We start from the raw sequence: 13,678 nt of genomic DNA, 5'->3' as shown, positions 1-13,678 counted from the left end.
TGCCGATTTTCTTTATTTCGCGATTATCTTTCTCGGCGATTACGCAGATCATTTCCGATTGCGCGATTTCCGATAATTCGGATAGCAGAATGAAACATTGTGAAGGCCGGTGCGCGCAACGCAGCGCGCACCGCCGGATCAGCCGAAGCGCGCGGGCCGGTACGGATGGGGATCGATATAGGTCGGCGCGCCCGTCATCATTTCGGCGAGCAGGCGTCCGGTTGCGGGGCCGAGCGTGAGCCCGTGGTGACAATGGCCGAACGCGAACCACAGGTGGCGATGGCGCGGCGCGGGCCCGATCACCGGGCGCATGTCGGGCGTGCACGGCCGCATCCCGAGCCACGGTTCGGGATCGAGCCGCTCGCCGATGCCGAATGCATCGCGCGCCAGCGGCTCGGCGCGCGCGAGCTGCACGCCGGTCGGCGGTGCGCCGCGCAGCGCGATCTCGACGCCGGTCGTGAGCCGCAGGCGGCCGCCTTCCATCGGCGCGACAACGAAACCTGCCTCGGTATCGCACACAGGCACGTTCAACGGCGCGCGCGTGGGCCGGTAGTGCATGTGGTAGCCGCGCTTCGCGCGCAGCGGAATCCGGTAGCCAAGCGGCTCGAAGACGTGATCGGACCACGGCCCGAGCGCCACCACGGCGGAGCGCGCCGAGATCGGCCCGTGCTCGGTACCGACCTGCCAGCCGTCATCGACCTGCACGAGCGTCCTGGCATCGCCGAGCGCGAACGTGCCGCCGGCGCGCTCGAACAGCCGCGCGTAGGCCTTGGTCAACCCGCCCGGGCTCGACACGGTCTTCGGGTCCTGCCAGTGGAATGCGCCGCAGAACGCGTCGCCGATACCGGGCTCGCGCGCCCGCAACGCACCCGCGTCGAGCACGGTCATCCGCAGCCCGTGCGCGTCGGCCACGCGCTGCTGCGCGCGCGTTTCCGCATCGAACAGCGCGGGCGAACGGAACGCCTCGATCCACCCGCCGTCGTGCACGAGCGGCTGGGCATCGGTGCGTGCGAGCAGCGCGTCGTGCTCGGCGACGCTCGCGGCGACGAGCGGCAACAGGTCGCGCGCAGCGGCCGCGAGCCGCTGCGGCGACGATTCGCGCCAGAAGCGCGCGAGCCAGCCCGCATACGCGGGCAGCGCGCGGTAGTCCCAGTAGAGATCGACCGAGCGGTTGCGCGCATAGCGCAGCAGCGTGCCGAGCCGGCGCGGAAACGCGTACGGCACGACCGACGAGCGCTCGATCAGCCCCGCATTGCCGTGGCTCGTTTCCTCGCCAGGCGCGCGCCGGTCGACGAGCGCGACGCGCAGCCCGCGATCCTGCAGATGCAGCGCCGACGACACGCCGACGATGCCGGCCCCCAGAACGATGACGTCGAAGTCCATGATTCCCCGTACTGCGTCGAGATTCGATGCGGCACGCGCCGGCGCGGCGGCCGGCGCGCGCCGGTGCTCACTTCGCGACGATGTCGCGCTTGAAGTACTTCTGCGACAGCGCGCTGAGCGTGCCGTCCTTCTTCAGCGCGTCGAGCGCGCCGACGATCTTCGCCTGCAGCGCCTTGTCGCTCTTGCGCATTCCAAAGCCCGTGCCCTCGCCCAGCGTCGCCGGATCCTTCAGCGGCTCGCCGACGATCTGGTAGTCGCGGCCGGCCGGCTTGTCGAGGAAACCGTCCTGCGCGGTCTGCGCTTCCTGCACGGCCGCGTCGAGACGCCCCGCGACGAGATCCGCATAGATCTGGTCCTGATCCTGGTACGACACGACGGCCACACCCGCCGTGGCCCAGTGCGCCTTCAGGAAATCCTCCTGCGACGAGCCCTGCAGCACGCCGACGTGCTTGCCGCGCAGGCTCGCGACGTCAGGCCGCAGCGACGAGCCGTGCCTGGCGATCATCACGATCGGCACCACGTAGATCGCCGGCGTGAAGTCGATGCTCTGCCGGCGCTTCGACGTGATGTTCATCGCCGAGTTGATCGCGTCGAACTTGCGCGCCTGCAGCGCCGGGATCAAGCCGTCGAACGCATTCTCGACCCACACGCATTTCATGTTCAGCTTCGCGCACACCGCGTTGCCGATGTCGACGTCGAAACCCTGCAGTTGGCCGGCCGGCGTCTTGCTCTCGAACGGCGGATACGCGGCTTCGATCCCGAAGCGCAACGTGGTCTGTTCCGCATGGGCCGTGACGGCCGCGCAGGCAAGCGCCGCAGCGGCGCAAAGGGAGAGCTTCCAGTTCATGACGGTCCTTCCGTTCTGGATTGAGGCGATGAAGATCGGTACACGACGGCCCGGGCCGGGCCGGGCGCCGGATCGGCATTCGAAGCAGGCAGCCACCACGCTGCGACGTGTCGTGTCCTGCACGAGAAATATAGACTCAAAGTCTACTATAGACTATAGGGGATACGAGAATCGTGCCTCGACACGCGACGTCCGGAATTCGCCCGATAACCGAAATGCCTTTGATTTACCGCTGTTTTTTTAGAACCGCGCGACGACACCAAGTCTCGAAAAGAAAAATTCTCCCGATTTTGTTTGTCTATATTAGACTTTTCGTCCATCACGAACACCGCCGGACACCGTCGATCGAGACGGCCCTGTCTGGCCCCGACCGGAGATGTCCCCATGACGCAAACCGCCCCGACCCTGCCGCTGACCGTCGACGAAGCCGCGGTGCGCGCGGCCCTGCCGTCGCTCGACGTGCTCGGTACGCTGCGCAGCATGTTCGCGTCGCTCGCCGCGGCGCGCGCGGTGCAGCCGCCGCAAACGCTGACGCTGTTTCCCGACCAGGCCGGCGACTTCATCACGTATCTCGGCGCGCTCGCCGACGCGCAGGTATTCGGCGCGAAGCTGTCGCCGTATGTCGTGACGGGCGGCAAGCCTGACGGGAAACCCATCGTCACCGCGTGGACCGCGCTGATGTCGATGCGCACGGGCCAGCCGCTGATGTGGTGCGACGCGGGGCTGCTGACCGTCGAGCGCACGGCCGGCACGACCGCGCTCGCGGTCGACTGCCTCGCGCCGCGCGACGCGCGCCATCTCGCGATCGTCGGCGCGGGCGCGGTCGGCCTCGCGCACCTGCGGCACACGGCGGGCTTGCGCGACTGGGAGACGATCCGCGTGTATGCGCCTTCGCTCGCCGGCGACGCGGCGCAGCAGGCGGCGCTCGCGCAGCTCGATCCGCGCGCCCGCGCCGCGGCGAGCGTCGAAGCCTGCGTGCGCGACGCGGACGTCGTGATGCTGTGCACGTCGTCGGGCACGCCCGTGCTCGGCGACGGGATGCTCACGCGCCCCGCGCTCGTCACGTCGATCAGCACGAACGTCGTACGCGCACACGAAATCCCGCCCGCCTGGCTGCCCGACATGGACGTGTACTGCGACTACCGGCACACGACACCCGCGAGCGCCGGCGAGATGCAGATCGCGGCGGCCGAGCACGGCTGGGACGCCGCGCGGATCGCCGGCGACCTGCCCGCGCTCGTCGCCGGCACCTGCCCGGCGCCGTCGTATGCCCGTCACGCGTTCTTCCGCTCGATCGGCCTCGGGCTCGAGGACATCGCGATCGCGCACGCGCTGTACACGCACCTGGCACGCGCATGAGCGGCACGCGCGCGCGGGGCCGATACAATGGCGCAACCGCCGCGGCGGCCGCGCGCGGGCGCACGGGCATGCCGGCCAACGGTGCGCCGGCGCGCCGGCCCGATGCGCTGCCCGGCCCCCGCCCACCCGAGATGGCGAACCCGATGCGCAAGAAGAAATCCCCCGTCAAAGACCTGCTGCTCACCCGTTATGCGCCGATCGCCGACGGTATCGCCGCGCTGTTCTTCCCGTACGCGGAAGTCGTGATTCACGACCTGCACGACCAGACCGTGCTGTATCTCGCGAACAACCTGTCGAAGCGCGAGGTCGGCGACGATTCCGCGCTCGAGGAAATCGACCATTCCGCGCGCGAGCGCGTGATCGGCCCTTACGAGAAGCTGAACTGGGACGGCCGCCGGATGCGCTGCGTCAGCAACGTGCTGTTCGACGACGAAGGCCGCCCGGCCGGGATGATGTGCATCAACTTCAACATCGCGGTGTTCGACGAGGTGCGCGCGACGCTCGACCTGTTCATCAAGGGCGCGGGCGTCGTCGCGCAGCCGGACGAGTTGTTCCGCGACGACTGGCAGGAGCGCATCAACACGTTCCTGCACGGCTGGCTGCGCGAGCGGCAGGTCGGGCTGAACGGGCTCACGCGCGAGCACCGGCGCGAGCTCGTCGAAGCGCTTTACGCGGAGGGCGCGTTTCGCGGCAAGAGCGCGGCGAACTACGTCGCGAACGTGCTCGGGATGGGCCGCGCGACGGTCTACAAGCACCTCAAGCACCTGAAGGAAACGCAGGGCGACGCTTGAGCGAAACACGTCGCGGGCCGGCGCGCCGCAACGCGCGGCGGCGGCCCGCATCGGCAATCGCTATCGGGGCGCCGCTTCCGTGTCTATGCTTCGTGGTACGCCGGGCGCCCGTTTCGCCCGGTCGCCGGGCAAGACGAAGCGTCGAAGCACGAAGTGATATAGTCCCGGTTACATTTTTTGCTGCCCGGAACCGCCCATGACGACCGCTCCCGCCCCGACTGCCCGCCCCACCCTGACCGTCGAAATCTGGTCCGACCTGATCTGCCCGTGGTGCTGGATCGGCAAGCGCCGCTTCGATGAGGCGCTCGCCACGTTCGCGCACGCCGACCGCGTCGACGTCGCGCTGCGCGCGTACCGGCTGATGCCCGGCCAGCCCGTCGAGCCGGTCGAGGCGATGCTCGGCGGCAAGTACCGGATGTCGCCCGAGCAGGTCGACCAGATGCTGCGCCAGGTCACCGATGCCGCCGCGAGCGTCGGGCTGCGCTACGACCTGCCCGGCACGCTCGTCGGCGACACGCTCGACGGCCACCGGCTCGTGAAGCTCGCGGAAGCGACGGGCCGCGCGCACGCGCTGACCGAGCGGCTGTACCGCGCGTATTTCTGCGAGCACGGCTCGCTGTTCGATCACGCCGAGCTGACCGAATTCGCGGTCGAGGCCGGGCTCGAGCGCTCGGCCGTCGAAGCCGTGCTGCGCAGCGACCAGTACCGCGCCGAAGTCGAAGCCGACGTCGCCCGCGCCGCGCAGATCGGCGGGCGCGGCGTGCCGCTGTTCGTGTTCGGCGGCCGCTACGCGGTGTCGGGCGCGCAGCCGGCCGACGCGTTCGCGCAGGCGCTCGACCAGGCATGGCGCGACGGCATCGTCGAACTCGACGGCGGCGACGCGGCCGCGTGCGGCCCCGATGGCTGCGAGTTGCCGGCGCGCTCGTAACGCCCGTCGCGTCCATCATCACGCGCGTCCCGCCCGGACGCGCGACTACGCTTCGCTGCTGCCACAAACCGGCAGGAAGCCCGCGCCGATGGCGCCTACAATGCAGCGTTCAAATAACGATCAGAAGGCGGCAAGCCCATGACCCACGGGATTCACGGCGAGAAGCGCTGGTACGCGCTGATCGTCCTCTGCCTCGGCGTGCTGATGATCGTGCTCGACAGCACGATCGTGAACGTCGCACTGCCGTCGATCAGCACCGACCTCCATTTCACCGAGACGGCCCTCGTGTGGGTCGTCAACGCGTACCTGCTGACGTTCGGCGGCTGCCTGCTGCTCGGCGGGCGGCTCGGCGACCTGTACGGCCAGCGGCGCATGTTCCTTGCCGGCCTCGTCGTCTTCACGCTCGCATCGCTCGCGTGCGGCCTCGCGCAATCGCAGGCGATGCTGATCGCCGCGCGCGCGGTGCAGGGAATCGGCGGCGCGGTCGTATCGGCCGTCGCGCTGTCGCTGATCATGAATCTCTTCACCGAACCCGGCGAACGCGCCCGCGCGATGGGCGTGTACGGCTTCGTCTGTGCGGGCGGCGGCAGCATCGGCGTGCTGCTTGGCGGGCTGCTGACGAGCTCGCTGTCGTGGCACTGGATCTTCCTCGTCAACCTGCCGATCGGCATCGCGGTCTATGCGATGTGCGTCTCGCTGCTGCCGCGCCTGCGCGCGCCGGCCGGTACCGCGCGGCTCGACGTCGCGGGCGCGATCACCGTGACCGCGTCGCTGATGCTGGCCGTCTACGGGATCGTCGGCGGCAACGAAGCCGGCTGGCTGTCGACGCAGACCGTCGCACTGATCGGCGCAGCGGTCGCGCTGCTCGCGCTGTTCATCGCGATCGAGGCGCGCGCCGCGCATCCGCTGATGCCGCTCTCGCTGTTCTCGTCGCGCAACGTCGCGCTCGCGAACGTGATCGCCGTGCTGTGGGCGGCCGCGATGTTCGCGTGGTTCTTCCTGTCCGCGCTGTACATGCAGCGCGTGCTCGGCTACGGGCCGCTGCAGGTCGGCCTTGCATTCCTGCCGGCGAACCTGATCATGGCCGCGTTCTCGCTCGGGCTGTCCGCGCGGATCGTGATGCGCTTCGGCATCCGCGGCCCGATCGCGGCCGGCCTGCTGATCGCGGCGTGCGGCCTCGCACTGTTCTCGCGTGCGCCGGTGGACGGCGGCTTCGTCTGGCACGTGCTGCCCGGCATGACGCTGCTCGGCATCGGCGCGGGCGTCGCGTTCAACCCGGTGCTGCTCGCCGCGATGAGCGACGTCGATCCGTCCGATTCCGGGCTCGCGTCGGGGATCGTCAACACCGCGTTCATGATGGGCGGCGCGCTCGGCCTCGCCGTGCTCGCGAGCCTCGCGGCCGCCCGCAGCAACACGCTCGCGGCAGCGAATGCCGCGCCGCTCGACGCGCTGAACGGCGGCTACCATGCGGCCTTCGCGTTCGGTGCGGCGTTCGCCGCCGTCGCCGCGCTGATCGGCCTCGCGCTGCGTATCCGGCAGCAGGGTGCGGTCGAAGGCGTCGGCCCCGCGATGCACTGACCGGGCGGCGGCGGCTGGTGGCATCGACCGCCGCCGTCGAACCGGGGCGCGCACTGTCGCGCCCTTTTTCATACCTGCCGGGCCTCGCACCCGCTCTCTGTTCACCGGGCGTTTCGGGCCGATCAGTCGCGAGGAGAACGGCCATCGCGCCCCTCGCGCTGCTCAAACGCCCGTTTTACTTCGAGCCGGATGCCCGCCCCACGGGCTTTCCCCTCCGATTTTTAACGCAGTCGTACATCCACGCGCCACATTTGCGACAATGGCGGACTTTGACGCGCGCGCCGCGGCCGCGCGCCGCCGCCGCCGAACATCGCACAACCCCGTCGCCGCATAACCGCCTGCTTCCGATGTCGCTTCCCCATATCGACCTGCTGTACTCGTTGTCCGGCCTGTTCGTCGGCATCCTCGTCGGCCTGACGGGCGTTGGCGGTGGTTCGTTGATGACGCCGATCCTCGTGCTGCTGTTCGGCGTCCACCCTGCAACGGCAGTCGGCACCGACCTGCTGTACGCGGCAGTGACCAAGGCCACCGGCACCCTCGTCCACGGCCTGAAAGGCTCGATCGACTGGCGCATCACGGGCCGGCTCGCGGCGGGCAGCGTCCCGGCCGCGGCCGTCACGCTGTGGTGGCTGCATACGCACGGGATGAACGCGCCGGGTACCGCGCGGATGATCCAGCTCGTGCTCGGCGTCGCGCTGCTGCTCACGTCGCTCGCGCTCATCTTCCGGCCGCAGCTCACCGCGTTCGCCGCACGCAACCCGCTCGCGCCGAGCCCCGCGCGCACGCTGTGGTCGACCGTACTGACGGGCGCCGTGCTCGGCGTGCTCGTGTCGATGACGTCGGTCGGTGCCGGCGCGATCGGCGTGACGGTGCTCCTGCTGCTGTATCCGGCGCTCGCGACGACCCGCATCGTCGGCTCCGACATCGCGCACGCGGTGCCGCTCACGCTCGTCGCGGGCATGGGCCACTGGCTGCTCGGCTCGGTCGACTGGTCGATGCTGCTGTCGCTGCTGCTCGGCTCGCTGCCCGGTATCGTGCTCGGCAGCCTGCTGTCGGCGCGCGCGCCCGAACGGCTGCTGCGCAACCTGCTCGCCTCGACGCTCGTCGCGGTCGGCATCCGGCTCGTGCTGGCGTAACACGCGGCGCGCACACCCTGTCCTCGACGGTTTGACGCCATTTCGCGGCCGGCGCACGACGCGCCGGCCCATCGCCCTCCGCAAATGAAAACAGCCCGACCGGCCTGCGCCGATCGGGCTGTCGTCCATCCGGGGCGGCGCGAGCCGCCCGTGCCGCTTACTGCCCCTGCTGCTGCAACTTCTGCTGCTTGAGCTGCTGCGTGCGCATCTGCAGCTTCAGCACGCGCTGCAGCGCAGTGCGGTTGGCCAGGATGCCGTCGTAGAAGTTGGCGAGATCGCCCTTCAGCGCGGTCCGCGACGCGTCGTTCAGGTAGATCATGTGGCCCGACGGGTAGTTCTTGATCGTCAGGTTCTGCGCCTTGAGCGTCGGGTCGAGCGGCATCTGCGCGAGCGTCAGCTCCGTCTGGTGGAACGGCGTGACGGCGTCGAAATAGCCGTTTGCCGACAGCACCTTCAGGTCCGGGTTCACGCTCATCGTCGACGCCAGATCGCCCGCCGTGTACAGCGTATTGCCGCCGCCCTTGTTCGCGCCGGTCGGGTCGGTATGGCTGAAGTCCCAGTTGTTGAAGACCTGGTCGTTCAGGTCCACGAACGACGACGTCGACGTGTACTTGAGGTCGGTGTTGATGTAGCTGTTCCACAGCACCGTGTACGCGCCGCCCACGTTCGTGATCGACGGATCGTTGCTGCCCGAGTTCGGCAGGATGTACGGTGCGATGCCCTTGCCCGTGAAGTTCGCGCGACCGTCGTACTGGCCGATCTGCGTGCCCGGCACGAGCGTCAGGAAGAACGTGTACGGCGGGTTGTCGTTCGACGACGGCACGTTGCCGAGCGCGGCCGGGTTGCCGAACGTCTGGATCAGCGACGTCGGATCCGTGCCGATGTATGCGCCCATCTGCTGCGCGGTCTGCAGGTTCAGGTTCAGCCGCACGTTCACGAAGCCGCCGTCCTGCGGGTTCGGCTTCTGCGCGAGCGGCGCGAGCGTGTTGTCCGCGTAGTTGCGGGCCTGGACCATGTACGCGTCGAGGTCGGTCGGCGTCGGGTTGAGCGTCGTCTTCTTCCAGTAGAACGCATCGGCCGCGAGCGTCGGGAACGTGCCCGGCGCGGACAGCGCATTCGCGTAGTCGAGGATCGACGACTGCAGCGTGATCCCGTTCAGGTCGATGCCGTCCTCATGCAGCACCCACGACACGACCGCGCTGCGCGCGGTGCCGTACGACTCGCCGTACAGGAACTTCGGCGAATTCCAGCGCGAGTATTTCGTCAGGTAGCGCTGGATGAAGCGGTCGATCGAGCGGGCGTCCTGGTCGGTGCCCCAGAAATCCTTGTTCTTCGCCGGGGCGATCGCCGCCGAGTAACCGGTGCCGACCGGGTTGATGAACACGAGGTCGGTACGGTCGAGCAGGCTGTCCGGGTTGTCGAGCAGCTTGTATGGCGCGGGCGGCGTGAAGTTCGGGAACGACGACTGCAGGCGCTTCGGCCCGTACGAGCCGAGCAGCAGGTAGACCGACGACGAGCCGGGGCCGCCGTTGTAGAAGAACGTGACCGGGCGCGGCTTCGACGGGTCCGGATTGTCCTGCGTGTACGCGACGTAGAACATCTTCGCGTTCGGCGCCGACGTGACCGGATCGATCGTCGTCAGGTGGCCCGTGGTGGCCGTGTACTTGATGGCCTTGCCGCCGATCGTGACCGTACGGTGCACGACGGCCGCCCCTTCCGTGGAATCCGTGACCGCGTCGTTCGGCCCGGTGCCGTACACGTCGTTGTCGACGTACGGCTGGTCGGCCGCGGCGGCCGTTGCGTTGGTGTTGGCCGATGTGCTGGCGCCGGCCGACGTCGCTGCTGCTGCGGCGGCCGAAGCGGCCGGGCTCGCCCCGTCGTCGCCGCCGCACCCCGTGACGAGCAGCGCAGCGGCTGCGGCCGCTGCGAGCGGCACGCTCAGTGTCGTTCCGAATAGCGCGAAACCGTCTTTCAAGGACTTCCGTGTCGTCATTATTGCCTCTCGAACAGAACGATAAATACCGCCGGTCGCAAAGGATCATCTGCGCCGGCGCTCCGCACCGGGAATGCATTCGTTATGCGACGCACTCCGAGTTTTTTACCGGCTCGACGAATACCGAGCGGCATGATTTACCCCACCCATATTTTTGCGACTGCACAATGGAATCAATTCCATTGCGAACGACAATTCGATAATCTGCAGCAATACATATTCATTCGGCGTATTTGCACACGCACAAAATCGACGGCAAAAGCACACCCCGCCAGGCCACTACCCACAAGGGCGCCTCGCTTCGAACAGACGAACAATCCCCCTCGGCGAGATGCCGATTAATCGCAAAACGACGATCAATCGCGACTCGAGCCGATTTAATAAAATCGAAAGGATCGATTAACTAAACGGAAAGGAATATCTCGTATCTGGAATTTATTAAATTAAGTGAAAATACCGGCGCATATTAGGGTCCCGATTTATCGCCGTAAAGTAATAATTTGTTACGGCGCTCGCCATTCCGATAAAAGGCAGTTCGGGACCGATTCCAGGGCAACCAAAAGAAGAAGCCGGACGACTGTCCGGCTTCGTGAGGGCGGCGCGGCGCTCGCCGTCAGAGCGGCACGTCGATCGCGCCGGCGCCGACGGGAATCGCGTTCGCGCCCGGTGCGGCCGAGATCGGCGGCAGGTTCGCGCCCGTCAGCGCGGGCGCGGCGCCCGGCGTGCCGCCGCGCGGCACCGTGCGGATCACCTGCGACGGCGGCAGCGGCGCGCCGTTCTTCAGGTGCTTCCACATCAGGTTCAGCGCCTGCAGGTTGTAGTAATGAACCGGCACGAAGCGCGTGTCGAAGCCCGGCACCGGCAGGAACGCGTCGAAGTGCTGGCCGTTCGTCACCTCGTAGAACACGAGCTGGCTGCGTCCGCCTTCGCTGATGCCGTTCTGCGCGACATACGCGCGCGACGCGTGGTTCACGGGCACGAGCGCGTCGCTGCGGCCCTGCACGATGATCGCCGGCTTGCCCTGCAGGTTCGCGTTCACGCGCACCGCGTCGACGTTCGCGGGCATCCCGAGCATCCCGTTCGTCCAGAGCTGGCGCAGGCACAGCGCGCCCGCGAAGCTTGCATCGGGTGTGGCGAGCCGGTGATCGACGCCCACGCCCGTGTTGAACACGAGGTTGATGCCGGACGTCGGCGGCACGCCGTTGCCGACGCCGAACACGGCCGGCATCGGCGACGTGGCCGGCGCGGCGACGGCGCCCGTCGCGGGGTTCGTCGTCGCGAAGCTGAAATTGCACAGGTTGTCGGTGACGCGCGAGCGCGTGTACGCGTTCGCATACGTGACCGCGATCGCCGGAATCGCCTGCGAATCCCACATCGGCGCCTGCAGCAGGTCGGAATCGGCGAGGTAGCCGGCCGCGTGGAGCTGTGCGAGCGCGTCGGCGGCCTGGCTTTGCGTGTCGGCGCCCGACACGAGCCCGGCCGCGGCGAGCGTCGCGCAGCGCTGGGTGCGGATCGACTGCGTGGTCGCCGCCGGCAGCGCGCTCAGGGACGGCGCGTCGGCAAGCGACGCCGACGCGGCCGCGCATGGCTCCAGCAGGTTCGCGAGCGTCGCGTAGTCGGCCAGCGGCCGGCCGAACGACGGCACGGGCTGGCCGCCCGAGCGCACGACCGCGTTCGGCGCCATCCGCACGTTGATCTGCGGCTCGCCGACCACGACCGCGGTGATCCAGCCGCGGTTGTCCTGTTCGGCCGCCGCGAGCGACGCGCCGCCGCCGTTGCTGACCGACGCGGCGATCGTCGTGACGTCGCCCGCGCGATAGCGCACGCCGTGATGCGAGCCGTCGATCAGCGGTCCGAACTGCTCGTTGAGCGCCCAGTAAGCGAACTCGACCGACTGCAACGTCACGCGCCCCCAGTCCTGCTCGGGATTCTGCTGCGAATGCGCGTGCTTGAACGCATAGCGGTTCGGGAAGCGGGAATTGAACGCGGCGAGTTCGCCGCTGGTGGCGTTCGCGGTAAACAGGCTCGCGGTGCCGGCCAGCACCGCGTTGGCGAGCGTACCGTCGATCAACGTGATGGTGTCCGACATCAGCTCGTGCGCGCCGTTGCCGCCGCCCTTGTCGTTGTAGGCGACCGCGCAGCCGCGCTTGAGCGCCCATTCGCCGGCCGCGGAAATCGCGCCGTACACGCCGCGCGAGCCCGACGACGTCGCGGTGACGATGCACGGCTGCGCGGGGTTGAAGCTGGCGGGCACCTGCACGAGCAGCGTGACGTTCTTGCTGCCGCTGCCGTCGTCGGCGTACGCGAGATATTCGGTGCCGGGAATCTTGCCTTCGCCGAGCGTGTCGTTGCCGTCGAGGTCGACGTTCGGCCCCCAGAAGCGGCCATAGCCGCCGTTCGCGCTCATGTCGACGAGCGCGCGGTAGTTCGACCAGATCGCGAGACGGCGCAGCTCGGCGCTCGTCGGCCGGGCGGCATTCGCAAAGCCGGGGGCGCTCGCCGAGCCGAGGCTCGTCTTGCCGAGGCCGGCCGTCAGCAGGTCGTCGCTCGCGCCGTCGTAGGCCGTCGTGCGCACGCTGCCGGACACGAAACCGGGCAACCGGTTGCGCTCGGCCGATTCGTCGCCGTTACAGGCGCCGAGTATCGCGACCGCGGCCAGCGCCGCGCCGAAAACCAACCGCCTGCCCCACCCGAGCCTCGTCATCGCCGCCCTCTCGATATCGTTATCGGTCCGCCGCCGCTTCATGCGGCTTGCGGCCTCTCAAGCGCAAACGGGCCCCGGGATGCCGGGGCCCGCCTGGAAACGGGCGCATGCGGCGCTCGCGCGCCGCCGCCCGGCGTTACTGCTGCTGAACCGTCAGCTTGTTGCTGACCGACGTCACGCCCTGCACGCCCTTCGCCGCCTCTTCCGCCTTGTCGATCTGAGCCTGGTCTGGCACCGTGCCCTCCAGCGTGATCGCGCCGCCCTTCGAACGCACGACGATGTTCGCCACGTCGATGCCGCCGGCCTTCGTAATGGCCTTGCGCACCGCATAGCCCAGCTTGCGGTTCGCCTTCTTCGCGGTCTTCGCGGCGGCCTTCGGCGCGCTGGTCGCGGCCGCGGGCGCTTCCGTTGCCGCGGCATCGCTCGACTGCGCATACACGCTGCCAGACAGACAGGCCGCCACGGCGGCGACGCCCAACGCTCTCAACACGATCGACTTCATGCTATCTCCTTATCACTCCGGAACGGCCGTGCACAGTACGGCCGATTACCCCCAAAAAACAGCCGGCCCGCGCGCGAACGGGCGGGACAGCCGGTGTTTTCCACGGCGATACGAGAGAGGCGAGACGGGCTGGCGGCAGGCGCACGCGAAAGCGGGCCGGCCGGGCCGGACAGCCGCCGGCCGAACGCGCCCGGTCTCATTGCGTGCCGGGTCGCGCGCAAATCGGGCGCGGCTGCGTCGCACAATGTAATCCAGCGCCCGCCGAAGCGCAAAGCTTTTGACGCGGGGCCGCCCGCCGGTGTCGCCGCGGTGCCGCGCCAGGCCGCCCCACTCGCGCTTGCCCGGTGAAACCGGGTACCATCGCCGCGAGCATCGGCGTCGTCCATGACGGCCGTCCGATCGTCACCGATACGTCACGCCAGCGTCATCCGCCGCCCCACGAAGCCAGCCCGCCCTC

The 13,678-nt window shown here is 68.7% G+C and carries 10 protein-coding genes; 5 read left to right on the top strand and 5 right to left on the bottom strand.

Going from position 1 to position 13,678, the window contains the following annotated elements:
* Window positions 1–138: 138 nt before the first annotated feature.
* The gene (locus FFS49_RS39020) at window positions 139–1,383 is read right to left on the bottom strand and encodes an FAD-binding oxidoreductase (RefSeq protein WP_039361188.1); all 1,245 of its coding nucleotides are present in this window, start codon (window positions 1,381–1,383) and stop codon (window positions 139–141) included.
* 67 nt (window positions 1,384–1,450) lie between these two features.
* Window positions 1,451–2,230, bottom strand: a complete 780-nt coding sequence (locus FFS49_RS39015) for an ABC transporter substrate-binding protein (protein ID WP_039361190.1) — start codon at window positions 2,228–2,230, stop codon at window positions 1,451–1,453.
* Window positions 2,231–2,614: 384 nt separating this feature from the next.
* On the opposite strand from FFS49_RS39015, the gene FFS49_RS39010 reads away from it, so the two are divergent.
* From FFS49_RS39010 to FFS49_RS38990, 5 genes are all read left to right on the top strand, one after another.
* Window positions 2,615–3,589: an ornithine cyclodeaminase family protein gene (locus tag FFS49_RS39010; protein WP_105816037.1), complete on the top strand. Its 975-nt coding sequence runs from the start codon at window positions 2,615–2,617 to the stop codon at window positions 3,587–3,589.
* The gene (locus tag FFS49_RS39005; protein WP_069247283.1) at window positions 3,586–4,380 is read left to right on the top strand and encodes a PAS domain-containing protein; all 795 of its coding nucleotides are present in this window, start codon (window positions 3,586–3,588) and stop codon (window positions 4,378–4,380) included. Before FFS49_RS39010 ends, FFS49_RS39005 begins: the two co-directional genes overlap by 4 nt.
* Before the next feature lie 196 nt (window positions 4,381–4,576).
* A complete protein-coding gene (locus FFS49_RS39000; protein WP_105816036.1) occupies window positions 4,577–5,308 on the top strand; it encodes a DsbA family oxidoreductase in 732 nt (243 codons plus the stop codon).
* A gap of 138 nt (window positions 5,309–5,446) precedes the next feature.
* On the top strand, window positions 5,447–6,886 hold the full coding sequence (locus FFS49_RS38995) for a DHA2 family efflux MFS transporter permease subunit (RefSeq protein WP_105816035.1): 1,440 nt from the start codon (window positions 5,447–5,449) through the stop codon (window positions 6,884–6,886).
* A 347-nt stretch (window positions 6,887–7,233) separates the two neighbouring features.
* On the top strand, window positions 7,234–8,022 hold the full coding sequence (locus FFS49_RS38990) for a sulfite exporter TauE/SafE family protein (protein WP_105816078.1): 789 nt from the start codon (window positions 7,234–7,236) through the stop codon (window positions 8,020–8,022).
* Between the two features lie 157 nt (window positions 8,023–8,179).
* Here the strand turns inward: FFS49_RS38990 and FFS49_RS38985 are convergent, their stop codons facing one another.
* The 3 genes from FFS49_RS38985 to FFS49_RS38970 all read right to left on the bottom strand — a co-directional run bounded on the left by FFS49_RS38985 (window position 8,180) and on the right by FFS49_RS38970 (window position 13,221).
* A complete protein-coding gene (locus tag FFS49_RS38985) occupies window positions 8,180–10,015 on the bottom strand; it encodes a peptidase S1 (RefSeq protein WP_039361200.1) in 1,836 nt (611 codons plus the stop codon).
* 613 nt (window positions 10,016–10,628) lie between these two features.
* The gene (locus tag FFS49_RS38975; protein ID WP_105816034.1) at window positions 10,629–12,719 is read right to left on the bottom strand and encodes a D-(-)-3-hydroxybutyrate oligomer hydrolase; all 2,091 of its coding nucleotides are present in this window, start codon (window positions 12,717–12,719) and stop codon (window positions 10,629–10,631) included.
* 136 nt (window positions 12,720–12,855) lie between these two features.
* Complete coding sequence (locus FFS49_RS38970; RefSeq protein ID WP_039361202.1) at window positions 12,856–13,221, bottom strand: BON domain-containing protein; 366 nt, start codon at window positions 13,219–13,221, stop codon at window positions 12,856–12,858.
* Window positions 13,222–13,678: the final 457 nt, after the last annotated feature.

It is taken from the genome of Burkholderia sp. 4NA327C6 (assembly GCF_005502655.1).
Classification (GTDB): domain Bacteria; phylum Pseudomonadota; class Gammaproteobacteria; order Burkholderiales; family Burkholderiaceae; genus Burkholderia; species Burkholderia contaminans.
Note: the sequence above shows the minus strand (reverse complement) of the source record. Positions and strands in the feature narration are given on the sequence as shown.